Here is a 24,148-nt window from a genome sequence, read left to right as displayed (position 1 = left end):
CTACCAACGCCTGCACGGCGTATCGTCTCGGGAACCTTGAACAGACTCAAACCGCTTATGCAGCACATCCCTACCTTCGATACCGCCCATGCCTACCTGCAGGATTTCGTGCACACCCATCGACGCCTGTTCGTGTTGACCGGCGCGGGTTGCAGCACCGACTCGGGCATTCCGGACTATCGCGATGCGGACGGCGGCTGGAAGCGGGCGCAGCCGGTGACTTATCAAGCCTTCATGGGCGCAGCGAGCACGCGCCAGCGTTACTGGGCACGCAGCATGGTCGGCTGGCGCCGCTTTGGCCGTGCCAGGCCCAACGCGACGCACCAAGCGCTTGCGCGGCTGGAACAGTCTGGCAAGGTCGAGCTGCTACTGACCCAGAACGTGGATCGATTGCATCAGGCGGCCGGCAGCCGGAACGTGGTCGATCTGCATGGACGCCTTGACCTGGTGCGGTGCATGAGCTGCGAGCAGCGCTTTCCGCGCGCCGAATTCCAAGAACGGCTGCTCTCGTTGAATCCGGACTGGGCGCATCTGGACGCGGCTGATGCACCGGACGGGGATGCCGACCTGGAAGGACAGGATTTTTCTCGCTTCCGCATACCTCCCTGCCCTCATTGCGATGGCCTGCTGAAACCTGATGTGGTGTTCTTTGGCGAGAACGTGCCGCGCGATCGCGTGGCCACGGCGATGAGCGGCATGGACGCCGCCGATGCCGTGCTGGTGGTGGGTTCCTCGCTAATGGTGTTTTCGGGCTACCGCTTCGTGAACGCAGCCGCACGCCAAGGCAAACCGGTGGCTGCCGTGAACCTGGGGCGCACGCGGGCGGATGCTCTGCTCCAGCTCAAGGTCGAGATGTCTTGTGCTGAGGCGCTTGCGTTTATTGCGTAGGGCTTGCTCAGGGGCGTATGACCGCCAGCACGATCTCCACCACGATCAACAAGATGATCGTCAGCTCAAGCAGACCGGCCCGGCTGGCTGACGCCTCGTCGTAGAGGGCCGCATAGGTGTCGCGGATGATCGCTAGCTTGCGATCCACCGAGGCCCCCATCGCCGGTACACGCAGAAGCTCCAGCGCCGCGGTGTAGACCCGAGCCAGATAAGCGTCCTCGGTCACCTGTAGCGCGTTGTCCACCCTTTCTGTCAGTTCCGTCACTTCCGCGACGAGTGTGTAGAGCATGCGCGCCAGGTCCGCCAGCCGGCGCGGGGCCACCAGGTTGAGCGCCCGCCGCGTCTGCGCCACGAGGTCGTACATGCGCGGCAGCTCATCGTTGAGCAAAGCATCGTAGTAACGAAGTTCAAGCAGTTGCGCGTTGGCCACTTCCAGCACATCCACGACGCCTGGATCACCCGTAGGTTCATAGATGAACGCTCGATCCGGGGTAAGCACCACCAAGTCATCCGCGTAATAGGAAAATCGTTGTCCAAGCAACTCCTTTCGAGTCGAATCCGCCAGCGCGCGGGACTCGCCGGATAGCAGGGGCACCAGGTCCACTCGCTCCTGCAACTCCGTGGCAGTCAACGGCTGATCGAAGCCATTGACGATAGCGAGCAGATAGTCTTCCTCAACCGTTGATTGGCTAGGCCGCGTCAGCGCAGGCGCAAGGTGCGTGCAAAGATCCTCCAGCAATCGAGCCCACAGATCCGTCGACGCACCCAGGCCGATCGCGTGATCCACGGCATTAATCAACTGCACGACATCCGGCCATGGCAGGTCGGCGATGACAAGCGACACCGATAACGTGACGGCACCAAAGTCGTAAAGGCGCGCGGTCGCCGCAGCCGTTCTAGGCTGTCCATCGATGGTCACCGCAACAGCACCGAGCGATAGCTGGAGTGGCGGCACATCGAAGGCGATGGTCTTCGCCGGTGTAGCCCCGTGTGCCGAGCGCCGTGCGGGTTCGCCATCCGATGGGCCGCGCCAGAGAAGAGCGGCCCGATCGAGGTCGATCGCGTAGGCGATATCGAACAATCGCTGGGCGACGATCCGTCCCCTGCCCACCCTTGGCTGGGCCACGCTCACTCGACACTCTCCATCGGCGCGACACTGAGCCTATTTGGCACCTAGGCAGGTGGAATTCGCGTCATGATCCACATAGTGAGTGATCGGGCCCTATAGGGATGAACAGCTCTTCGCTCGGGCCGCAGATGGCTATTCCTGCGGCCGCGTCGGCACCATGCCGCGGCTCGATGCCCACTGGTTGATGTCGTCGCGGCGAATGGCCGCCGCCATCAGGCCTGGAAAGGCGTCGGGTGTGCAGGCGAACGAAGGCACACCGAGCGCGGCCAGCTTCGCCGCCAGCGCCTTGTCGTAGGCGGGGCGGCCTTCGTCGCTAAGCGCCAGCAGAGTGATGAACTGCACGCCAGCGGCGACCAGTTCCTGCGCGCGCGCCAGCAGTTTTTCCTCGACTCCGCCTTCATAGAGATCGGAGATCAGCACGAGGATGCTGTTGCGCGGCTCGCGGATCAGCTCCTGGCAGTAGGCCACCGCGCGGTTGATGTCGGTGCCGCCGCCGAGTTGCACGCCGAAGAGCAGATCGACGGGATCGTCCAGCTGCTCGCTCATGTCGACCACGCTGGTATCGAATACTACGAGCTTGGTGGACACGGCGGGCAGCGATGCCAGCACGGCGCCGAAGATGCTGGAGTACACCACCGAGGCCGCCATCGATCCGCTCTGGTCGATGCACAGCACCACTTCGCGCTGCGGCCGGCGTGCCTTGCGCCCGAAGCCGATCAGTTCCTGCGGAATGATGGTGCGATGGCTCGGCTGCCAGTGGCGCAAATTGGCGCGAATAGTGCGCTGCCAGTCGATCTCGGCATGGCGCGGACGGCGATTGCGGCGCGCGCGATCGAGCGCGCCGGTGACGGCAGAGCGCATCGGCTCTTCCAGTTTGCGCATCAGCTCGTCGACGACTTGCCGCACCACCATGCGCGCCGTCTCTTTCGTGCCGGCAGGAATCACGCTGGCCAGCGACACCAGGTTGGCGACCATGTGCACGTCGGGTTGTATGCCTTCGAGCATCTCGCGCTCGAGCAGCAGCTGGCGCATGTCGAGGCGGTCGAGCGCATCGCGCTGCATCACCTGCACAACCGACGAGGGGAAGTATTTGCGGATGTCGCCCAGCCAGCGCGCCACGTTCGGCGACGACGCGCCGCGACCACCGCGGCGCTTCAAGCCATGCTCGCCTTCCGGCTCGTAGAGCGCGGCCATCGCCGCATCCATCTCCCGCAGCGTGCCGCCCAGCGCGCCGCAGCCTTGCTCGGCCTCACTGCCGAGCACCAGTCGCCAGCGTTCGGCGCGGGTAGTCGTCACGACTTGGTCATCTCGGTTTTCAGCGTCCATCGGCTATCCCCAACAGTTCGCGCAGCATGGGCAGGGCTCGGTTGGCTCTCGCCGCGTCCCAGGTCACGGAGGCCGCGGCGGCGCGCTGCCCAGCGGGCTGTTTGACGCGCAGGCTGAGATCGCGCCGATCTGCGGCCTCGAACTGCGCGAAGGAGCGCCGCACCAGTGGCACGACGCGCATGAAGTGTTCGTCCTGCAGACCGCAGATCCATGCGTCGATCAGTGGCCACACGACATCGCCATGCAGGAGCACGGCGGCGTTGCGGTTAAGAAAGCCGTCCAGCCATTGCGCGGACTGCAGCGGTTCCGCGCCTGCTGAAAGATTCAGGCTTATTTGCTGTGCCGCTTCATCGGTGGAGAAGACGCCGGCATCGAGTAGCAGGCGCGTGCCCAAGCCGCGCAGCAGGGGCGTACCGCCCTCGGCCAAGGCGACGACACGCAGCGCACGCTGCCACGCCTGCGTCTGCGCTTCGCCCTGGCGCAGCTCGACGGCGCGGTCGGCGCCCAACACGACCGTACGTGCGGCTTCCGCTGCTTCGCCGTCGAGATCAGCCAGCGCCAGTGGCAGACCGAGGCCAGCGCGCAGCAGCATGCCGTCGAACAAATGCGCCACTTGCGCCACGTCCGTCTTGCGCACGTTGCCATAGCGATACACGTTGGCCAGCGCAGGCAGCGCACCGAGCAGAGCAAGCGGGTCCGCATCGGTGGCGGCGCGCGCCTCCAGCTGAGCGGCCACAGCCTGCACCGCGCCGGAGAGATGGGCCAGCAACACGCGATCGATCAGCGCAGCCAGCTCGGGCAAGCGATCAGCCTTGCCCGCCCGCTCCACCGCACACGCTGTCGCGGCCAGTTCCAGCGTATGGCCGTAACGACTGGCGACGATCAGTTCGACCTCGTAATGCGGTTCCCAGGCAAGATCCCACACTTCGTGGAACGTGCCGCGCGCGGAGCGGCCAGACACGGTCTGCCCGCCCCAGCCGATGCCAAGCAGGTTCAGGCGATGCAGCAGATGGCTGCGTTGCAGATCGGTGCCGTTGCGCAGATCGAGATCCAGCTTGCGCGACAACGCCTCGGGCTTGAGCCGAAGGCGTTTCTGCTGCGCTTCCAGATCGCGCTGCAGCGGTACGGTGGGCACGCTGCTCGGCACGCTGCCTAGCGCGTCACCAAGCATGAGGCGCTCGGCGATCAGGCGCATCGGTGCGTCGTCGCCATTGCAGATCACGCTGCGGGTCGCCTCATTGAGTTCGTCCAGCCCGGGCGCCGGTCGCTGGCGCAAGGCAGCCAACGTGTCGGCGAGACGCGAGGCTTCGATCAAGTGCGCCGACGAACAATCCAGTTCGTGCTCGCGAAGCAAGTGCGCAATGCGGGCGAACCAAGCCACGGCGCGTATGTCGGCGCCGCCGTTGTGCCAGAGATGGTCGTACCAGCCGGGCGATGCGATGCCCGCGCCATAGCCGCTACGCATACTGAGATGACGGTAGGTCCAGGGCACCCAGGTGGTCTGCGCCTTGAGTTTTTCCAAACCTTTGAGCAGGCGCTGATCGGCGGCAGCCGTGGTCTTGGCGGCGATCGCGGGTACATGCCAGGCGCCGCAGATTACGGCAATGCGCTGATACCCCTGCTGGCGCGTCTCGCGCAGCACGCTACGCATGTGCGCCTCGCGGATGGCTTCCTGCCCTGCATCGAGCCGCGTCTTGAGCTGCGCGTTCTCGCGCAGTTCGGTCATGGCTTGAGCGATCGCCTCGAACAGGCCTTCGCCGTCGCCGCGCTCCTCCACCATGTGGTTCCACCAGCTTTCTCCGTCTTCGTAGCCGGCGGCGCGGGCGAGCCAGTCGAGCGGGTCGTGCGGCACGTCGTCGCTGGCGTCCGGTGTCGCTACTCTTGCAGCGTCGTCACCGATCTCAGGGGCTGCGACGTCATCGCCCTCTTCCGTTGTCGGCGCCGATGGTGCGGAATCTTCGCTGGCAGCCTTGGCCTGGCGCTGCCAAGCCAGCGTCACACTGGGCGGCACGTCCATGAAGCGAACTGGCACACCGGCGCGCACGGCCCATTGCATGGCCTGCCATTCCGGCGAAAACACGGCGAAGGGATGGAAGACGGCGCGCTGGGGATCCTCGACGGCATGCGACAGCAAAGCCACCGGCGGTTGCAGCTGCGCGTCATTTACATGCGCCAGCAAAACCTCGCAACCGGCCGGCCCTTCAATCAGCACGCACTCCGGCGGCGCGGCCTGCAAGGCCTTGAGCAGGCTGCGCGCGCAGCCCGGCCCGTGATGACGAATGCCGTAGATGGAAACCCCGTCGGACATAGCCACGCCTCAGGCGTGTTCGCGGAAGGCGCGATACAAGTCCTTCCACTCGGAACGCTCTTTCACCACGGTCTCGAGGTATTCGTTCCACACCACCTGGTCCTGCACCGGGTCCTTGACCACGGCGCCAAGCATGCCCGAGGCCATATCGGCCGGACGCAGCACACCGTCGCCGAAATGGCCGGCCAAGGCCATGCCGTTGTTGATCACCGAGATCACCTCCGCCGTGGACAGCGTGGCGCTGGGTGATTTGAGCTTGGCCTTGCCGTCTTCGGTCTGGCCGTTACGCAACTCGCGGAAGATGCGCACGATGCGCGCGACTTCCTTGAGCGCCGGCGGCTCCGCCGGAAGTTCCAGCGCGCGCCCCAGCTCGGCGACGCGCTTGACCACGATGGAAATTTCCTCGGCCTCGCTGGACGGCACCGGCAGGATCACGGTGTTGAAGCGGCGCTTGAGCGCGCTAGATAGTTCGTTGACACCCTTGTCGCGGTTGTTCGCGGTGGCGATTACGCTGAAGCCGCGCGTGGCTTGCACCTCCGAGCCCAGCTCGGGAATGGGCAAGGTCTTCTCGGACAGCACGGTGATCAGCGAGTCCTGCACATCGGCGGGAATGCGGGTGAGTTCTTCGATGCGCGCAATCTTGCCCAGCCGCATGGCCTGCATCAGCGGGCTGGCGACCAGGGCCTTTTCGCTGGGGCCATTGGCGAGCAGCTGCGCATAGTTCCAGCCGTAGCGGATCTGCTCTTCGCTGGTGCCGGCGGTGCCTTGCACCAGCAGTGTCGAGTCGCCGCTGATCGCCGCAGCGAGATGCTCGGATACCCACGACTTGGCCGTGCCCGGCACACCGAACAGCAGCAGCGCCCGGTCGGTGGCCAACGTCGCAACGGCGATCTCCATCAGGCGTGCATTGCCGATGTACTTGGCGCTGACCTCGAAACCGTTGTCGAGGCGGCCACCCATCAGATAGGTCACCACCGCCCAGGGCGACAGATGCCAGTTGGCCGGACGCTGGCGGTTGTCCACCTTCTTGATGGCATCGAGTTCTTCGGCGAATTGGTGCTCGGCATGTTGGCGCAGTACGGCAGTGCTCATCGCGGCTCCGGTATCGGATCGATCAGGATGGGTGGGCGTGCATGGTGGGCATGCAGCGTGCGGCGCACGGCGGCGACGCGTTCGAATTCACGGATGCTTTCGGCTTGGGCCGGCGTTTCGTCCCCGCGCAGCGACGGCGAGCGCCATTCCGCCAGGGCGTCGGGATGCATCAGCGCCGCGAGTTCGGGCAGCTGGGCGCGCAGCCCGAAGTCGTAGCGCAGGCGATCATTCTCAACGCAGGTGTGTAGATCCGCGAGCAGCGCACGCGAGAAGTCGGCGGAAAGGGTTTCGCCAAGCGCACAGGAGGCGACGATCTCGACAAGCGTGCCGTCCTTGGACAGTTGATCCAATGTGCGCGGCCAGTGTTTTTCGCGCGCAGCCATCGGCAGCATCGCGAGGAGTCCGGACATCTCGTAGCCGAACTCGCGATCCCGGGACGCCAGCATCGCCTCGATCCAGTCGCGATCCGCCGCGTCGACGCGTTCGTGCCAGCCGCGGTAGAGCGCCGCTTTCCAGTCGCCCTTGGCCGCCCAGGCGAGCAGCTCGGCTGCATTCATTCCGGTGTGCGATGTCCACCACGATAGAGGCACCTGCCGAACCAGCTGGTAGAGCCACCACGCTCGCTCGCCGAGCGAATCGTGCTGCGGACGCGTGGCGTCGATAGCAGCAGAGGCCCAGGCCGGATCGGCCTGCGTGGGCGCATCGCATTGCCAGCTGCGCCCCAGCAATCCGCGCTTCTGCGCTAGCAAAGGCTGCAGCCACGCCACCAGTTGCTGTGCGTGCGCCGACTGCGGCAGTTGCGCCAACAGGCGGGCGGCGAGCTGCCGAACGTCGCGGCTGCGGTCTTTCAACAACAACGAAGCCAGCAGTGTTTCATCAGCCTTGCCCAACTCCTGCGCCAGCACCGCGACCAGTTCCAGGCGCTCTTTCGCCGGCAGCTCACCGAACTGCGCTTGCAGCAGATCGCGCGCCTGCGCAGCATCGATGGCGCGTTGACGGCGCAGGTAATCCACCCGCTGCGCGAGGCTGCCTTCGTCCCACAGACGGCGATCATTCGACGCGTCGACTTCGCCTGCGCCATCCACGGCGAACTGCCAGGCGGAATTGAACTGCGCCAGCCAGCGACCGCGCTGACCGATCGCGGCAAGCAGCGCGGTCCGCAGCGTCTGGCTGCGCTTGCCGGCATCCAGTGCCACCGGCAGCAACGGCGCAGGCAGGCAGGCACGGATCGCGGCCACGCGCTCACAGATCTCATGCTGCAGACGCACCGGGCCTTCGACGAAAGACGGCCCGAGCAGGGGGAACCACGGATGTTCCTGGGTCAGCTCACCGGCATCGCCGACAGCCGGCACGGGCGGAGTTACTGCGGGATCGAGTGTCACCGCGGCCAACCTGCAGGCCGTCATGATTCCCGCGGCACGGCTGAAAGCGAGCGCTGGATCGTCGCTCTGTGCCAGCACCGCATCGAGTAGCCCAGCAACCTCGCTATCGACCTGAAACGATGGCGCGCGATCCACGCCGACCAGAGCTTGTTTCATCCACGGCGCGCTCATGTGGCAACCTCCTCGCCGACCAACGCCCAGCGGCGCGTCGGCTCGACAGGATGCTGGGCGACGAGCGGGCGTAGCCGCCGACCGTCCCATTCACCCATCACGCTGACCGGATGTCCGCCGCTGAAGGCGAGCAGCGACCATGCCGACGACTCGTGTGTGCGCAGGGACAGCGTGCCGGCGGCGGTGTGCAGCATCCAGCCTCCTTCCTGCAGCACCGGCGTAGCCGAAGCCAGCAGCATCGGCACCTGCGGCTGCCAGGGATTGGCGGCGAACCAATGCGAAGCCTGCTCGATCGCATGCTCCAGCGACACGCCGGGCCAGGCCTGCGCCGGTGATGGCGCTTGGGCGGTCACCACGGCGCGCAGCGGCATCGTGCCGGGATAGAAGCTGAGCCGGGCCCGGTAGCTCGTCTCGCTCCAGTAAGACTCCCAACCCTTGCTGTTGTGGGCATAGTCCAACAACAGCGCATAACGGCCGCTTTCGCGGCCATGCAGCCAGATGCGGCGCTCGTTCAAGCGCTCGTCCCGCGCGATCACCAGCTGTCCCAAAACTTGCCAGTCGTCCTCGACGGTATCCGATCCGGCGACGACGTCCTCCTTGTCGTGCGGCCAGCCCAATGCGACACGCAAGTCAGCGAGGCGTTCGGGCGACAACTGTTCGCGTCGGCTCACCCCTTCGTTGATCAATTGCAGCAAGCCAAGCCGTTCGATCGCTTCATCTTGACGGCTCGAACCGGCACTCATGGCGTCCAGCGCGTCCTGCAGCTGCTGTGCAAGCCCTGGCGCTTGCGCATCCACCATGCGCGCGGCCATCGCGGCCCACTCTTTACGCTGTTCGGGCCCGAAGCTAGCTAGGCCGCGACGGAATTGATCAGCGATCCAGAGTTGCAGATCGGCACAGCCGGATTCGATCCGCTTCCAGCGCCCTGCTTCGCGCTTGAGCGCCGCCTCAGCAGCAGCGACGGGATCGACCGGAGCCTTGGCCGCCTGCTCCTTCTTCTCGGCTTTCTCCTTGCGAGACGCCAGCCATTCGCCAACCCACGCGGGGCGATCGGCGCGCGGCAATCCCGCCGCCTGTTGTGCGTACAGCAGCAATAGCGCCAAGCCGTGTTTGCAGGGAAATTTACGGCTGGGACAGGTGCAACGCGACAGCAACGCGGCCAGATCGACCTGGGTCTGGTAGGGCTTGGCGCCGCTACCCTTGCACTCTCCCCACACCGCATCGTCGTCACCGCCGAGCAGGACCCAATGATTTGTGCCGGTCAGCCCTGCCGCAGCCTTGGCCGAAGCGGCGTCCGGCGCGAGCGCCAACACCTGCTCCGTAGTCAACGCAACACCCATGCTTCCGCCCCCTGGCAGCATCGTCCATGACTGCCAAGCATAGCCCAGCCGTCTGACACTTTTCGGTGAGATGGACAAAGACCCGTGGCCCGGGTGTGCTTGCGTTTGTCGCCCGGTCCTGCGGCTCTAGCCCTTAGCGCTTATAGCGACTGCAGAGCGCTCGCTTTCCCCATCGGCGGGATGCGTGGACTCAACGACGCGAGCGGAAAAACTCGCGCAACATCGTCGACGATTCTTCGGCGAGCAGGCCGCCGTCTACCTGGATGCGGTGGTTGTGGCGCTCGGAGATAAGCGTGTCGAACACACTGCCGGCGGCGCCGGTCTTGGGGTCGGTTGCGGCGTAAACCACGCGCCCGATGCGGGCATGCACCAAGGCCATGGCGCACATGGCGCACGGCTCCAGCGTCACGTAGAGGGTGGCGCCGGTCATACGGTAGTTGGACAGCTTTTCGCCTGCCGCGCGCAGGGCCTGGATCTCGGCATGCGCGGTGGGATCGTTGAGGGTGATGTTGCGGTTCCAGCCCAGACCGATGATCTCCTCGCCCTGCACCAGCACGGCGCCCACCGGCACTTCGTTCTCGGCATCACGGGCGTGCGCCGCGAGCTGCAAGGCGCGGCGCATGTAGTGCGCGTCCTGTTCGGAAAATGACGCGCTGGCCTCGTTGTTTTTTTCGTCCATTATTTCAAAGACTTAAAAGATCGAATTGAGAAAGGCGGCGCAACATGCCCTGCGTTCGATCCTTCGATAGCGAGGCCACGCCTCATTCCCACTCAATGGTGGCCGGTGGCTTGCCGCTGATGTCATAAACGACACGAGAAACACCACGCAGCTCATTGATAATGCGGTTGGAAACCTTGCCGAGGAAGTCGTACGGCAAGTGCGCCCAATGCGCGGTCATGAAGTCGATGGTTTCCACGGCGCGCAGCGCGATCACCCATTCGTAGGCGCGCGCATCGCCCACTACACCGACTGACTTCACCGGCAGGAACACGGCGAAGGCCTGGCTGGTTTTGTCGTACAGGTCCCAGCGGCGCAGTTCTTCGATGAAGATTGCGTCGGCGCGGGCCAGCAGCTCAGCGTATTCGGGCTTCACTTCGCCCAGGATGCGCACGCCCAGGCCGGGGCCTGGGAACGGGTGGCGGTAGACCATGTCGCGCGGCAGGCCGAGTTCGACACCGATGCGGCGCACTTCGTCCTTGAACAGCTCGCGCAGCGGCTCGACCAGCTTGAGCTTCATGTGCTCCGGCAGGCCGCCGACGTTGTGGTGGCTCTTGATGACGTGGGCCTTGCCGGTCTTGCTGCCGGCCGACTCGATCACATCGGGGTAGATGGTGCCCTGGGCCAGCCACTTCACGTGGCCGTCGCCGCTGGCGGTGACCTTGGCCGATTCCTCGTCGAAGATCTCCACGAACAGGCGGCCGATGATCTTGCGCTTGGCTTCCGGATCGGCCACGCCTTCCAGCGCGCTGAAGTAGCGCTCCGCCGCATTCACGCGGATCACCTTGACGCCCATGTGCTCAGCCATGGTAGCCATCACCTGGTCGCCTTCCTTCCAGCGCAGCAGGCCGGTGTCGACGAAGACGCAGGTCAGCTGCTTGCCGATGGCCCGGTGCAGCAGTGCGGCGACCACGGAGGAATCCACGCCGCCAGACAGGCCGAGCAGCACGTGATCTTCGCCGACCTGGGCGCGCACGCGCGCGATCTGGTCTTCGATGATGTGCGCAGCCGTCCACAACGTCTGGCAGCCGCAGATGTCCGTGATGAAACGCTTGAGTAGCGCCGTGCCCTGCTTGGTGTGGGTGACTTCCGGGTGGAACTGCACGCCGTACCAGCGCTTGTCTTCGTTCTCCATCACCGCGACCGGGATACGGTCGGTGGTGCCGGTAATGACGAAGCCGGGCGGCGCCTTCGCGACGTGATCGCCGTGGCTCATCCACACGTCCAAGCGATGGCTGTCGTCGTGGTCGCTCAGGCCGGCAAAGAGCCGGCTCGAAGCCGTGATATCGACCTCGGCATAGCCGAACTCGCGCGCATCGGCCGCTTCGGTGGCACCGCCGAGTTGCGCGGCCAGGGTCTGCATGCCGTAGCAGATGCCGAGGATCGGCAAACCCGCGTCGAACACTTCCTGCGGCGCCTTGGGCGCGCCCGGCAACGTGGTGGATTCGGGGCCGCCGGACAGGATGATGCCTTTGGCGCCGAACGCGGCGATCTCCGCCGGGTTGTGGTCCCAGGCCCAGATTTCGCAATACACGCCGATCTCACGGATGCGGCGGGCGATCAGCTGGGTGTACTGCGCGCCGAAATCGAGGATGAGGATTTTGTCGCTATGGATGTCGGTCACAATCCGGCTCCGGTGTGCGCTGGTCTGCCCTGCGCTTGGTGCTGAAAACGCCCGGCGGCGCCCAGGCATGGACACCGCCGGTTGGAAACGAAGCGCCGGCCAAAGGGCCGGCGCAGGGATCACTTATGAGTTGAGCCGGTAATTCGGCGCTTCTTTGGTGATCTGGATGTCGTGCGGGTGCGCCTCGGTCACGCCAGCGGATGTCACCTTCACGAACTGCGCGTTGTTGCGCACGTCGTCGACCGTAGCGGCGCCGAGGTAGCCCATCGAGGCGCGCAGGCCGCCGATCAGCTGGTGGATGATGTTGCGCAACGGGCCGCGGTACGGCACGCGGCCTTCAATGCCTTCCGGCACCAGCTTGTCGGCGTCCGCCTCTTCCTGGAAGTAGCGGTCCTTGGAGCCGAGCGCCATGGCGCCAAGCGAGCCCATGCCACGGTAGCTCTTGTACGAGCGGCCTTGGAACAGCTCAACTTCACCAGGGGACTCCTCGGTGCCGGCGAACATCGAACCCAGCATCACGGTGGACGCACCGGCGGCAAGCGCCTTCGGGATGTCGCCGGAGTAACGGATGCCACCATCGGCGATCAACGGAATTTCGTCCTTCAGCGCCGAGGCGACCAGGTCGATGGCGGTGATCTGCGGCACGCCGACGCCGGCGACTACACGAGTGGTGCAGATCGAACCGGGGCCCACGCCGACCTTCACCGCATCCACGCCAGCATGCAACAGCGCGCGCGCCGCTTCGCCCGTAACGATGTTGCCGGCGATCAGCTGCACGTGCGGGTAGTTTTTCTTGACCCATGCGGCGCGTTCGATCACACCTTGCGAATGACCGTGGGCAGTATCCACCACCAGCACGTCCACGCCAGCATCGACCAAGGCGGCGACGCGCTGTTCGGTGTCGCCGCCGACGCCAACCGCGGCGCCGACCAGCAGGCGCTCATGCTTGTCCTTGGCGGCATGCGGATTGTCGCGGGCCTTCTGGATGTCCTTGACGGTGATCAGGCCACGCAGCTGGAAGTCGTCGTTGACCACCAGCACTTTCTCGATGCGGTTCTGATGCAACAGCTGCAGTACATCGTCGTGACTGGCGCCTTCGCGAACCGTAACCAGCTTCTCTTGGCGCGTCATGATGTTGCGCACCGGATCGTCGTGCTTGCGCTCGAAGCGCAGATCGCGGCTGGTGACGATGCCGACGAGCCTTTCGCCTTCCACCACCGGCACGCCGGAAATGTTGTGCGCACGGGTCAACTGCAGCACTTCGCGAATGGATGTGTTGGGGCTGACGGTGATGGGGCTACGGATGACGCCAGCCTCGAACTTCTTCACCAGGCGCACTTCGGCGGCCTGCTGCTCGGCGGTCATGTTCTTGTGGATGATGCCGATGCCGCCGTTCTGCGCCATGGTGATGGCGAGCCGGGCTTCGGTCACGGTATCCATCGCGGCGGACACGATGGGGATGTTCAGGCGCAAATGGCGGGTCAGGCGCGTGGAGGTGTCTACATCGCGCGGAAGGACGGCCGAATGAGCCGGAACGAGAAAAACATCGTCGTAGGTGAGAGCCTCGGCGAGGATGCGCATGCGATTAAGTCCCGCTGCAAAGATGGAATTATACGCATCCGGCCGAATGGCTGCCAGCATCGCATGTGAACAAAACGCCGCACGGGCAGCTCCAAAAGCCGCCCCATCCATGAGCCGATGATCAGGCGACCTTATGCGGCGCAGTGCGCAACTCGGCGGCTTCCAGCGTGTTCTCCAACAGCGTGGCAACCGTCATCGGACCGACGCCGCCCGGCACCGGCGTGATCCAGCTGGCGCGCTGCGCCGCCGGCTCGAATTCGATGTCGCCGACCAGCCGGCCGTCGTCAAGCCGGTTGATGCCGACGTCGATCACTACCGCACCCGGCTTGATCCATTCGCCCTTGATCAGCCCAGGTTTGCCGACTGCCACGATCACGATGTCGGCCAGCCGCACATGGCTTTCCAGGTCGCGGGTGAACTTGTGGCAGCAGGTGGTGGTGCAGCCGGCGATCAGCAGTTCCAGCACGAGCGGGCGGCCGACATGGTTGGACACGCCTACGACCACCGCATGCTGGCCGCGTACCGGACGGTCGGTATGGCCGAGCAAGGTCATCACGCCGCGCGGTGTACAAGGACGCAGGCCGAAGCGGCGCAAAGCGAGGCGACCGATGTTGACGGCCTGGAAGCCATCGACATCCTTGGCCGGATCGATGCGGTCGACCAGCGCGTCTTCGTCGATGTGCGTCGGCAGCGGCGACTGCACGAGAATGCCGTGTACGGCCGGGTCGGCGTTGAGCTTGTCGATCAGCGCGAACAGCTCGTCCTGCGTGGTGCTGGCCGGCAAGTCGTAACCGAAAGACTGGAAACCGACCTGCTGGCAGGCTTCGCGCTTCTTGCGCACGTAAACGGCTGAGGCCGGATCGCTGCCCACCAGCACCACGGCCAAACCGGGCTGGGACAAGCCCCCCGCCTTGCGCTCAGCGACGCGTCGGCCAATGCGGTCGAGCAATTCCTTGGCGATGCGTTTGCCGTCGATGATGCGTGCGCTCATGATCGTGCCTGCCTGCAAAGATGCCTATTATCCGGGCTCCCTCATACGCACACAAACGACATTACATGTCTGGCGAAGAAACCCTCTGGTCATCTTTCCGACTGCCCTGCTCCGCCCTGGTGCTGCGTCCCTGGCAAGCGGGCGACGCCAGCGCCCTGTTTGAGGCAGCGAGCGAGTCAGTGCAGAGCGTGGGCCGCTGGCTGCCCTGGTGTCACGCAGGCTATGCCCGCGCAGACAGCGAGGCATGGATCGCCCATAGCCACGCTGGCTGGCAGCGCGGCGAGCTGTTTGCCTTCGCCATTGTCGATACGGAAACACAGACGGTGGTGGGTGGCCTGGGGCTCAACCAGTTCAATCGACAGCATCGCAGCGCCAACCTCGGCTATTGGATACGGCATTCAAGGCAAGGCGGCGGCATTGCGTCCGAGGCCGTATCCGTGATCGCTCGCTTCGGCTTCGACACGCTGGGTCTGGTGCGGGTCGAGATCGTGGTGGCTGAGGACAACCTGGCGAGTCGCCGTTGCGCCGAAAAGGCGGGCGCCCATTTCGAAGGCATCGCTCGTCAGCGACTAATGATCGCCGATGTGCCCGTGGATGCAGCCATCTATGCGCTGATACCCGCCGACCTGGCACAGAGCTGAGCGATATCCTCGTAACCGTTGAACGAAGCGGCCTGGCCGCAGCCAGGGCACTCGGGATCGCGCAACAAGCGCGTCTCGCGGAAGCGCATGCCCAGCGCATCGACGTGCAGCAAACGCCCCACCAGCGGCGTGCCAAGGTCGAGGATGAGCTTCAGCGCTTCGGTGGCTTGCAATAGTCCGACCAGGCCCGGCAATACGCCAAGCACGCCGGCCTCGCTGCAGTTCGGGGCTTCCGCGGCCGAAGGCGGCTCAGGGAACAGGCAGCGGTAGCACGGCGAGTCGGCGCGACGCGGATCGAACACGCTGACTTGACCAGTGAAGCGCTCGACGGCGCCGTACACCATCGGCAGCGCAAGCCGTTGCGAAGCGGCGGCAATCAGATAACGGGCGGGAAAATTGTCGGCGCCGTCGATCACCAGATCGTGTCCGGCCAGCAGCCGTTCGACGTTGTCCGCTCGCAGGCGCTCATCCCGGGTTTCGATGCGCACGCGCGGGTTCAGCGCCGTGAGCGACAACCGTGCGGATTCGGTTTTGGACATGCCCACCCGGGCGTCGGCGTGGATCACCTGGCGATGCAGATTGGAGCGCTCCACCCGGTCGTCGTCGATGAGGGTGAGTTGGCCGACACCGGCTGCGGCAAGGTAAAGAGCCGCGGGTGCGCCCAGGCCTCCGGCGCCGAGCAACGCAACCTTCGCTGCGCCAAGTTTCGCCTGTCCCGCCTCGCCGACCTGCGGCAGGCGCAGCTGACGGGAATAGCGTTCGGCGGCATCGGCGTCGAGGGCACCCGTACGGATAGGCAGACCTTCCGCCTTCCAGCGGTTGAAGCCACCAGCCACGGAAACCACCTGGCGATAACCGAGCCGCTGCAGGGCTTCGGCAGCGAGCAGCGAACGTTGGCCACTACCGCACAAAGCAAGGATCGTACGACCGCGATCGGCCTCCACCTGCTCGATGCGCAATTCGAGGAATCCACGCGACAAACCCAGCGCGCCCACAGGTGTACCTTCCGCACGTTCGTGGTCTTCGCGCACATCGATGAGTAGCGCGCCTTGCGCCTGCAGTCCGAGGGCGTCGGCCGGAGAAATTTCAGGCACCCGCTGGCGTAGCTCGGCCAGCCAGCTTTCGCGGTTGAATGACTCTGTCATGTCGTCAGTGTAAGTAGCACGCCCTGTGCACGATAGCTCTGCTTAGCAGGGTCGGTGTAGCGTGCGGCCCTACGGGCCGTTTCGCGCACAAGATGCGCTCCTACACATGTCGCCCTCAGCGCTTGCGCTTTTTCATCTCGCGGATCATGCGCTGGCGTTTGCGTTGCTGGCCTTCGGTAAGCACGTTCTTCTTGCCGGCGTAGGGGTTTTCGCCATCGCGGAAGTCGATGCGTACCGGAGTACCTTCCAGGCGGAAGCGCTTGCGGAAGAAGCCTTCCAGATAGCGGCGATAGGCCGGCGCAATATGCTTGGTGCGGCTGCCGTGGATCACGATGGTCGGCGGGTTGCTGCCGCCCGGATGGGCGAAACGCAGCTTCGGCGCATGACCACGCACCAAGGGCGGCTGGTAGCCCTCGTAGGCACGTTCCAGCGTTTTGGTCAGCTCGGAGGAACCCAGTTCCTTGGTTGCCGCCGCATGCGCACGAACGACGGCTCGCATCAGCTCGCGCAAGCCGGAGCCATGAAGCGCCGAAATAAAGACGTTCTTGGCCCAGTCGACGAACTGCAGGCGGCGCTCCAGCGCTCGCTGGCATTGCTCGCGCTGGTACGCATCCATGCCGTCCCATTTGTTAACGGCGATCACCAGCGCCCGGCCCTCTTCCAGGGCATGGCCGATCAAGGTCAAGTCCTGGTCGGCCAGGTTCTCGCGGGCGTCGATCATCACCACCACGACCTGGGCCGCAGCCATCGATTGCAGGGTCTTGATGACGCTGAACTTCTCGACCGCCTCTTCGACGCGCGCCTTGCGGCGCACACCGGCGGTGTCGATCAGCGTGTAGCGTTTGCCGTCGCGTTCCAGCGGAACGCGAATGGGGTCGCGAGTGGTGCCGGCGACCTCGGACACGATCAGTCGATCTTCGCCCAGCAGGCGGTTGATCAGCGTGGACTTGCCCGCATTCGGACGACCGACGATGGCCACACGGATGCTGCCTGCCTCTTCCGGCGACAGCTCTTCGTGAGCGTCCTCCGGCAGCAGTGGCAACACAGCGGCGATCAATTCTTCGGTGCCGCGATTGTGCGCGGCGGACAGCGGCAGAGTGGACGCAAGACCGAAGGCGGCGAACTCGGCAAGCGCGTTTTGCTCGTCAAGGCCGTCAGTCTTGTTGACCGCGGCGATGATCGGCTTGCCGCTGCGGCGCAGCTCATCGAGGATGGCGCGATCCTGCGGCAACAGGCCGTCGCGCGCATCGACCACGAACACCAGCACTTGGGACTCTTCGATGGCGAAGCGCACCTGCTGCGCAGTGAGCGCATCCAGGCCCTCGTCGACACCCGAGAGACCACCGGTGTCGACCACTACAAATGGATGTTCACCGGTACGGCACACGCCGTAGTGGCGATCGCGGGTGACGCCCGGCATGTCAGCCACCAGGGCGTCGCGGCTGCGCGTCAGCGCGTTGAACAGGGTCGATTTACCAACGTTGGGGCGACCGACCAGAGCGACGACGGGCAACATGACAGCGCATAGTTCCTTAGCGATCAGTGCGTGCCGAGACGGTAAGCGCCAATACGGCCCTTCACGTCTTCGACATACACAGTGTCGCCCACCACTAGTGGCTGAGCGCGGATGGCCTTCTTGGACAGGCGCTCACGCGCGGCCAGCGCGCCGTCGCTGCCCTGCATCCAGTGGACGTAGCCTTCCATATCGGCGACGACCAAGTAGCTGCCCTGCACGGACGGACCGGTGAGCCAGCGGTACTTGAGCGCGTCGTTCTTCCACATGTCGGCGCCACCGCTCTTATCGAACGCCCACACTTGCGACTGGTCGTTGACGCCATAGACAGCGTTGCCAGCCGTATCCAGTGAGGTGAAAGTGGAGAACGGACGTGTCCACAGCGGACGGCCGCTAGGACCATCCACAGCCACCAGGTTGCCGTGGTAGGCCGCGCCATAAAGCGTGCTGCCATCGATCAGGATGCCGCCATCAGCGTCGTTCAGACGCTCGATTTCGGTGCGGCCTTCGCCGCTGGCCAGATTCTGTTCCCAGAGCTTCTCGCCATTGTCCAAACGCAGCGCGACCAGCTTGCCGTTGTCGCTGCCGAAGAACACCACACCGTTGGCCGCCAACAACGGGCCGTTGCCGCGCAGGCTCAACAGCGGCACGCTGCCTTGGTCGTACGCCCAGTGGCGCTCGCCGGTGGCGCTGTCCAGACCGTAGAGGCGGCCGTCAGCCGTACGCACAACGACGAGACCGCCGACGATGGCCGGCGAGGAAAGCACTTCGGAGCTCACGGTGGCTTCCCAGCGGGGGGCGCCATCCTTCGCATTGATGCCATAGACATGGCCATCGAGGGTGCCGATCACCAGCAGGTCGCCGGAAACAGCCGGGCCACCAGCGTAGAAGGCGTCTTTACGCTTCTTGTCGCCCCAGCCGAACCAGCCCTTGGTGCTGGAACTCTTGGACCACACGGTTTTGCCGCTGGTGGCGTCCAGCGCAGCGATCTTGCCGTCGGTGCTGGCGGCATAGATCACGCCGTCGGCAAAGGTCGGGCGCAGGCGCACACCGCTTTCGCCGGCGCCGCCACCGACACTGCTGGTCCACAGGCGAGTGACCTGGGCAGTGGGCTTGAAATCTTTGTCGAGCGGCGTTGGCGGCTGGACGTTTTCCTTCTTGAACGAATGACAGCCAGCAAGGGCCACCACCGACGTCAGGGCAATCAACAACGCTCGTTTCATCACACCAGCTTTCATGCACCCTGCTTCCCGGCCACGGCCAGATTGTCGAGTTTCAACTGCAAGGCGCCGCTTTGCGGCGCTCCCTCGCCCAGCGCGGCCTTGGCGGCCTCATAGGCCTTGCGTGCGTCGTCCGGGCGACCAAGCTTGACCAGTGCATCGCCGCGTAGTTCCTGACTCAGACCGACGTAGTTCTTGGGCGGCATGCGATCGAGCGTAGCCACGGCATCGGCGGCCTTGTCCTGTGCCAGCTGCACCTGCGCCACGCGCAGCTGCGTGAGCGCTTTCAGTCCATCATTGGTCGCGTGACTCTCCGCCCAATTCAGCGCCACCAGCGCCTTGTCCGGCTGCTTGGCGGCGATCTCGCGCACGGCGCGGTCGCTTGCGGCGAACACGGCATACGTCGTGTCGGCGTAATCTTTCAGCAGGGTCTCGGTCAATGCCTCGGCCGTGTCCGTCTTGCCGCTGGCCGCAGCATTCTGCGCCTGCAAGTAAAGCTGCGAGGCGTCGCTTTGATGGTTCGCTTTGTGGTGATTCCACTGTTGCCAGCCAAAAATGCCGACCAAGCCAATCGCAATGCCGACGACGATGGACAGGCCGTTCTGGCGCAGCCACTTCTGTACTAGTTCACCTTGTTCGTAGTCGTCGTACGCTTCAAATGCCATGCCATCACCCTTCAAGGGAATCAACGCCCGCCAAGCCCTAATCGGCCGTCCCAGCGCGAAAACCAGAAACAAACCCAGCTTGCCCGCTCTGGATGAACGGGCAAAGGGGAAGCATAACCGATTGCGTCAACCCGCGTGGGTTGAACGTGAGTATCAGGCGCCGGTCGGCGTGGCCTTACCGTCGCGTAGTTCCACTTTGAAATGCGCCACATTGGAGCGGCGGAAGCCGTCCAGCGCGATGGGCTGTCCATCCAGCATCGCCTGTGCGCCGGCCGCATTGCCGATGCGTATCACCAACGGCTTGTCGCTGCGATAGGTCTTGCTGGTGCCGGCCTGCAGCAGACCGTATTCCAGGCGAGCCCCATCCGGCGTGGTCACTTCGACCCAACTGGCATTCGGCAGGTCAAGAGTCAGGCTATGCGCGCCATCGCCGACCGATTCCGGCTTGACGTTGTTCTTCGCGGACGGGGTGTTGTCGCCCAGCGACGGGAACGGCGCCATCGAAGCAAGCAGCGGCTGCTGTTCCTGTTCTACCGTTGGAGCGACCGGTTTCGTCGGAGGTAGCGGCGTGCTGGCCGCCTGAGTGGCTGCCACGCTAGCTGCGGCGTCAGGCGGCACGTCGGCTTGCGCCACCGGTGAGGCGTCCAAAGGGGCCAGGTGACTGACGTCCCGATCCAGCGTGCCGCGCACACCTAGCCAAATGGTCGGTACCACAATGGCCGCGGTCAACACGACATAGGTAGCCGCCCTGGCGTAGCGCTCAAGCAGGTAGCGGGAATGCGAAATGCCGCCAGTGGCCACCAGAGTCGGCTGCGCCGGCTTCAGGCGCTCCTGTTCGATCTGGATTGCTGTCTCGTCGACGCCGAGGTAGCGGCCATACTTGGAGAGGTAGCCGCCCAGGTAGACGTGGTAGTCGATACCTGCGTATTCGCCGCTTTCGAGCTGGCGCAGTACGCGCACCGGCAGGCGCAGTGCCTGGCCGCAACTCTCGATATCCAGACCACGCGCCTCCCGAGCGGCGCGCAGTCGCGCACCAAAATTCTCTGGAAACGAGGTCAAAGAAGGCCCTGTCTCAACGCCTGCTGCGCTTGCATCGAACAGATCAATTTCACCGGCGCCGTGGCCGGTCGGCTGTGACTGCTTGGATGTCATTGGCTTGCGGATGAGTCGATGGCGTGTGCCTGTTCCGAGTCCGGGAACTGGCTTTGCAGTCGCCTGCTGTAACTGAGGGCAGCGTCCTTGTTGCCCAGACGGGATTCGATATCGTGACCGAGCTTGAGCCCGGCCGGGCTGACCTGCCCCAACGCGTCATAGCGCTGGATGAAGGCGCGTGCACGGAAAACGTCATTCTGTTGATAGAGCGCGCTGGCTACCTGATAGAGCGCTTCAGCGTTCTGCGGGTCGATCGCGATGGCCTTGCGGAAATCGGCCTCCGCTCCAGCGTAGTCGCCGGTACTAAGCAAGCAGGCACCCGCGTTGGTCCAGGCCAGTGCCGGGGTCTGATAGAACGGATCGGCCACGGCTTTCTGGAAGTACGGGGCGGCTTCACTGGCCCGGCCCGTCTTGCACAGAAAAGCACCGAGATTGTTGTTGGCGTCGCCCTTGGACGGATCCAGCGCAACCGCCTTGCGGTAATGCAGCTCGGCTTCCGGCAAATTATTGATGCGCTCGTACAGCACCGCGATCACGGTGTGAGCCGGAAGGTAGTTGGGGTCGAATTGCAGCGCCTTGTTGAGCTTGGCCAGCGCGCCTTCCAGGTCGCCGTTCTGCATATAGGTCTGGCCCAGCTCGGTATGCACGCGAGCACCTTCCTGGGCGGCCTCGCTCTTGTTGGTGCGAAGGGTCGACCCTTCTGAACTACCACCCGTGGTCGTGCACGCGGCCAACGATACGGCCAGGCAGCCTGCGATCAAAATCCGTTCAAGCCGCATGACTCGCACCCTCGTCCAGACGCTTACGGAACTCGGCCTGGCGACGCGTGCGATCCAATACCTGACCTTTCAACTGACCACAGGCGGCGTCGATATCGTCGCCACGGGTACGGCGCAGCATGGTGAGCACGCCGGCGTTGAGCAGCTGGGTCTGGAAGGCGCGGATGGTATCGGCGTCGGAACGCTCGAACCGCGTACCAGGGAATGGGTTGAAGGGAATCAGATTAACCTTGCAGTTGGGCATGCGGCGCATCAGCTTGATCAACTGGCGGGCATGCTCGGGCTGGTCGTTGACGCCCTTCATCAAGGTGTATTCGAAGGTGATCGAGGTGCGCGGCTTGCGCGCCAGCCAACGCTGGCAGGAGGCCATCAACTCGGCGATCGGGTAACGCTTGTTGAGCGGCACCAGCTCGGTGCGCAGCTCGTCGTTCGCGGCGTGCAGCGAGACCGCGAGCGACACATCGATGGTTTCCGACAACTTGTCGATCATCGGCACCAGGCCAGCGGTGGACAGCGTCACGCGCTTCGCCGCCAAGCCGAAACCGAGATCGTCGCGCATCAGGCTCATGGCCTTCACGACGTTGTCGAAGTTCAGCAGCGGCTCGCCCATGCCCATCATCACCACGTTGGTGATGCGGCGATTCTGGTGCGTGACGTTGCCGAGATATTTGGCCGCCACCCACATCTGACCGATGACTTCGGCCGTGGACAGGTTGCGGTTGAAGCCCTGCGTCGCGGTGGAGCAGAACTGGCAATTGAGGCCGCAGCCCACCTGCGAGGACACGCACAGCGTGCCGCGGGTTGGCTCGGGGATGTACACCGCTTCGATGGCGTTGCCGCCATCCATGCCGAGCAGCCACTTGTGCGTGCCGTCGGCGGCGCCCTTGTCGAACAGGGTTTTCGGCGGACCGACATAGCAGGACGCTTCGAGCTTTGCCCGAAGCGCCTTGCCTACGTCCGTCATGTTTTCGAAGTTGTCTTCCAGGTGGTGGTAGATCCACTTCATCACCTGCTCGGCGCGATACGGCTTCTCGCCGAGCTGCGCGAAGAAATCACGCAGCCCCTGACGATCGAAATCGAGCAGGTTGACCTTGTCGGTGGAGGTGGATACGACCTGGTTCATCATCTTCTCAAAGTGCGGCCATGGATAGCCGCGTTTTGATTCTCGCGCTCATGGATGAGCGCACAGTTACCGACTAAGGACGTCCGTCGCAGCGAAGAAGTACGCGATCTCGACGGCGGCCGTTTCGGCGGCGTCGGAACCGTGCACAGCGTTCGCATCGATGGAGTCGGCGAAGTCGGCGCGAATGGTGCCCGGCGCGGCTTCCTTGGGATTGGTAGCACCCATCAGATCGCGATGCTTGAGCACAGCGCTCTCACCTTCCAGCGTCTGGATCATCACCGGGCCAGAGATCATGAACTCGACCAGCGCGTTGAAGAACGGACGCTCGCGATGCACAGCGTAGAAGCCTTCGGCTTCCTTGCGCGACAACTGCTTCATCTTGGCGGCGATGACCTTCAGGCCAGCCTTTTCGAAACGGGCGTAGATTTCACCGATCACGTTCTTGGCAACGGCGTCGGGCTTGATGATGGAAAGGGTGCGCTCCAGCGCCATGGGTAATCTGCTCCGGGAAAACTGGTATTTGAGTGGGCTGCCTGGCAACAAGCCAGCAAAATAGGCTAAATCCGGTAAGGATTCGGGGATTTAGCTCACGAAAGTTTGACAGATTCTAACTGATACGCAAGCTGGGCGTGGCAGCGTTGCAAACGATCGTTTGACCTTTGGGAATCGCCCCACGTATGCTCAAACGATCGTTTGATTCCGGACCGAGCCCCATGGGGACTGCCCACTTGCACAGCGCGCCGCATACGACCAAAGAACGCATCCTCAGCGCCGCCGAGGAACTCTTTGCCAGGCACGGCTTCGACGGCGCCTCGCTACGCCAGCTTACGGCGGCCGCCGGGGTCAATCTGGCTGCGGTGAACTACCACTTCGGCTCCAAGGACCGCCTCATCGAGGAGGTCTTCCGCCGTCGCCTGGACGAGCTCAACAGTCGCCGCATGGCCGCCCTGTCCCGCATCGCCGGACAGGAAGGGACCACGCTGGAAGATGTACTGGCCGCCTTCATCAAGCCCGCACTGGACCTGTCGCACGATGACAGCGGCTCCCTCTTCATGCGCGTGCTGGCCCGAGCCTTCGCCGAGCACGACGACACCTTGCGCAAGTTCCTGTCCGAGAACTATGGCCACGTGATGCGTCAGTTCACCGCCGAATTCGCCCGCCTGCTGCCTCATCTGAGCAAGGAGGAGCTGTACTGGCGCGTGGACCTGGTCACCGGTGCGCTGACTCACGCCATGTCCGGCTTCGGCATGATCCAGCGCAAAAGCGATGTCACGGAACACACGCATCGTGAGCAGACCGCCGCGCACCTGATCCGCTTTGCCGCTGCCGGCCTCAGCCACCCCTGATTCATACCGGCCGG

21 protein-coding genes are annotated in these 24,148 nt (G+C 64.4%); 3 read left to right on the top strand and 18 right to left on the bottom strand.

Going from position 1 to position 24,148, the window contains the following annotated elements; translation table 11 throughout:
- Positions 1-57: 57 nt before the first annotated feature.
- Positions 58-888, top strand: a complete 831-nt coding sequence (locus OUZ45_RS02315) for an NAD-dependent protein deacetylase (protein WP_266168283.1) — start codon at positions 58-60, stop codon at positions 886-888.
- 7 nt (positions 889-895) lie between these two features.
- Here the strand turns inward: OUZ45_RS02315 and OUZ45_RS02310 are convergent, their stop codons facing one another.
- The 10 genes from OUZ45_RS02310 to folD all read right to left on the bottom strand — a co-directional run bounded on the left by OUZ45_RS02310 (position 896) and on the right by folD (position 14,550).
- Entirely contained in the window at positions 896-2,020 is a 1,125-nt protein-coding gene (locus OUZ45_RS02310) for a hypothetical protein (RefSeq protein ID WP_266168282.1), read from the bottom strand.
- Between the two features lie 129 nt (positions 2,021-2,149).
- A complete protein-coding gene (locus OUZ45_RS02305) occupies positions 2,150-3,313 on the bottom strand; it encodes a vWA domain-containing protein (RefSeq protein ID WP_266168281.1) in 1,164 nt (387 codons plus the stop codon).
- A 19-nt stretch (positions 3,314-3,332) separates the two neighbouring features.
- Positions 3,333-5,651, bottom strand: coding sequence for a DUF5682 family protein (locus OUZ45_RS02300; protein ID WP_266168280.1), 2,319 nt, complete (start codon positions 5,649-5,651; stop codon positions 3,333-3,335).
- A gap of 9 nt (positions 5,652-5,660) precedes the next feature.
- Entirely contained in the window at positions 5,661-6,743 is a 1,083-nt protein-coding gene (locus tag OUZ45_RS02295) for an ATP-binding protein (RefSeq protein WP_266168279.1), read from the bottom strand.
- A complete protein-coding gene (locus tag OUZ45_RS02290; RefSeq protein ID WP_266168278.1) occupies positions 6,740-8,296 on the bottom strand; it encodes a DUF5691 domain-containing protein in 1,557 nt (518 codons plus the stop codon). The genes OUZ45_RS02295 and OUZ45_RS02290 overlap by 4 nt, the downstream gene beginning before the upstream one ends.
- On the bottom strand, positions 8,293-9,636 hold the full coding sequence (locus OUZ45_RS02285; RefSeq protein ID WP_266168277.1) for an SWIM zinc finger family protein: 1,344 nt from the start codon (positions 9,634-9,636) through the stop codon (positions 8,293-8,295). The genes OUZ45_RS02290 and OUZ45_RS02285 overlap by 4 nt, the downstream gene beginning before the upstream one ends.
- 190 nt (positions 9,637-9,826) lie before the next feature.
- The gene (gene tadA, locus OUZ45_RS02280) at positions 9,827-10,315 is read right to left on the bottom strand and encodes a tRNA adenosine(34) deaminase TadA (protein ID WP_266168276.1); all 489 of its coding nucleotides are present in this window, start codon (positions 10,313-10,315) and stop codon (positions 9,827-9,829) included.
- An 82-nt stretch (positions 10,316-10,397) separates the two neighbouring features.
- Positions 10,398-11,978, bottom strand: coding sequence for a glutamine-hydrolyzing GMP synthase (gene guaA / locus OUZ45_RS02275; protein WP_266168275.1), 1,581 nt, complete (start codon positions 11,976-11,978; stop codon positions 10,398-10,400).
- Positions 11,979-12,101: 123 nt separating this feature from the next.
- Positions 12,102-13,559, bottom strand: coding sequence for an IMP dehydrogenase (gene guaB, locus OUZ45_RS02270; protein WP_266168274.1), 1,458 nt, complete (start codon positions 13,557-13,559; stop codon positions 12,102-12,104).
- Between the two features lie 121 nt (positions 13,560-13,680).
- Positions 13,681-14,550, bottom strand: a complete 870-nt coding sequence (gene folD / locus OUZ45_RS02265; protein WP_266168273.1) for a bifunctional methylenetetrahydrofolate dehydrogenase/methenyltetrahydrofolate cyclohydrolase FolD — start codon at positions 14,548-14,550, stop codon at positions 13,681-13,683.
- 65 nt (positions 14,551-14,615) lie between these two features.
- Between folD and OUZ45_RS02260 the strand changes: the two genes are divergently transcribed.
- Positions 14,616-15,191 carry a GNAT family N-acetyltransferase gene (locus OUZ45_RS02260; RefSeq protein ID WP_266168272.1) on the top strand — a complete coding sequence of 192 codons (576 nt, stop codon included), beginning with the start codon at positions 14,616-14,618 and terminating at the stop codon, positions 15,189-15,191.
- Here OUZ45_RS02260 and moeB read toward each other — a convergent pair.
- The 8 genes from moeB to ndk all read right to left on the bottom strand — a co-directional run bounded on the left by moeB (position 15,155) and on the right by ndk (position 23,280).
- Complete coding sequence (moeB, locus tag OUZ45_RS02255) at positions 15,155-16,336, bottom strand: molybdopterin-synthase adenylyltransferase MoeB (protein WP_266168271.1); 1,182 nt, start codon at positions 16,334-16,336, stop codon at positions 15,155-15,157. The two genes, OUZ45_RS02260 and moeB, sit on opposite strands and share 37 nt — an antisense overlap.
- 115 nt (positions 16,337-16,451) lie before the next feature.
- Positions 16,452-17,852: a ribosome biogenesis GTPase Der gene (der, locus tag OUZ45_RS02250; RefSeq protein ID WP_266168270.1), complete on the bottom strand. Its 1,401-nt coding sequence runs from the start codon at positions 17,850-17,852 to the stop codon at positions 16,452-16,454.
- A 23-nt stretch (positions 17,853-17,875) separates the two neighbouring features.
- Positions 17,876-19,072, bottom strand: a complete 1,197-nt coding sequence (bamB, locus tag OUZ45_RS02245) for an outer membrane protein assembly factor BamB (RefSeq protein ID WP_266168269.1) — start codon at positions 19,070-19,072, stop codon at positions 17,876-17,878.
- An 11-nt stretch (positions 19,073-19,083) separates the two neighbouring features.
- Positions 19,084-19,734, bottom strand: a complete 651-nt coding sequence (locus OUZ45_RS02240; protein ID WP_266168268.1) for a YfgM family protein — start codon at positions 19,732-19,734, stop codon at positions 19,084-19,086.
- Between the two features lie 153 nt (positions 19,735-19,887).
- Complete coding sequence (locus tag OUZ45_RS02235; protein ID WP_266168267.1) at positions 19,888-20,793, bottom strand: helix-turn-helix domain-containing protein; 906 nt, start codon at positions 20,791-20,793, stop codon at positions 19,888-19,890.
- 89 nt (positions 20,794-20,882) lie between these two features.
- Positions 20,883-21,665, bottom strand: a complete 783-nt coding sequence (pilW, locus tag OUZ45_RS02230) for a type IV pilus biogenesis/stability protein PilW (RefSeq protein ID WP_266168266.1) — start codon at positions 21,663-21,665, stop codon at positions 20,883-20,885.
- Positions 21,655-22,788, bottom strand: a complete 1,134-nt coding sequence (gene rlmN / locus OUZ45_RS02225) for a dual-specificity RNA methyltransferase RlmN (protein WP_266168265.1) — start codon at positions 22,786-22,788, stop codon at positions 21,655-21,657. The genes pilW and rlmN overlap by 11 nt, the downstream gene beginning before the upstream one ends.
- A gap of 66 nt (positions 22,789-22,854) precedes the next feature.
- Positions 22,855-23,280, bottom strand: coding sequence for a nucleoside-diphosphate kinase (gene ndk, locus OUZ45_RS02220; RefSeq protein ID WP_266168264.1), 426 nt, complete (start codon positions 23,278-23,280; stop codon positions 22,855-22,857).
- Between the two features lie 221 nt (positions 23,281-23,501).
- Between ndk and OUZ45_RS02215 the strand changes: the two genes are divergently transcribed.
- Positions 23,502-24,134, top strand: coding sequence for a TetR/AcrR family transcriptional regulator (locus OUZ45_RS02215; RefSeq protein ID WP_266168263.1), 633 nt, complete (start codon positions 23,502-23,504; stop codon positions 24,132-24,134).
- Positions 24,135-24,148: the final 14 nt, after the last annotated feature.

Origin of the sequence: Dyella subtropica, from assembly GCF_026283965.1 — a bacterium.
In the GTDB taxonomy this organism is placed as follows: Bacteria; Pseudomonadota; Gammaproteobacteria; order Xanthomonadales; family Rhodanobacteraceae; genus Dyella_D; species Dyella_D subtropica.
The sequence above is the reverse complement of the archived record's forward strand: the minus strand, read 5'-3'. Positions and strand labels throughout refer to the sequence as shown.